1 protein-coding gene is annotated in these 305 nt (G+C 66.6%); it reads left to right on the top strand.

The window, feature by feature from the left end:
• Positions 1-138 precede the first annotated feature (138 nt).
• Positions 139-305: hypothetical protein (locus EN852_RS43315; protein WP_348643554.1), on the top strand; the 167-nt coding region annotated here is incomplete at its 3' end.

The raw sequence follows: 305 nt of genomic DNA, 5'->3' as shown, positions 1-305 counted from the left end.
GGTCGCAGTTTTGCCTCGATAAGGCGTCGAAAGGATGAGCATGAGGCAAGCCGCTGGGCCAGCCTCGAAAGGGGTTGGCGCTTGCAGGCTAGATCGGGACAGGGCGCCGTGCGCCTTGTCCGTCATCGCCATAGCGGGATGACGCGTCCTATGGGAACCGCAACCCTACTCACCACCATGCATTGGGGGACGTACGAGGTCCGCGCCGAGAACGGCCGGCTCGTCGACGTCGAACCGTGGCGCGGCGACCCCGACCCATCGCCGATCGGCAGGTCGCTCCTCGGCACGGTGCAAGGCGAGCTGCG

It is taken from the genome of Mesorhizobium sp. M2E.F.Ca.ET.209.01.1.1, assembly GCF_004010375.2.
Classification (GTDB): Bacteria; Pseudomonadota; Alphaproteobacteria; order Rhizobiales; family Rhizobiaceae; genus Mesorhizobium.
The sequence above is the reverse complement of the archived record's forward strand: the minus strand, read 5'-3'. Positions and strand labels throughout refer to the sequence as shown.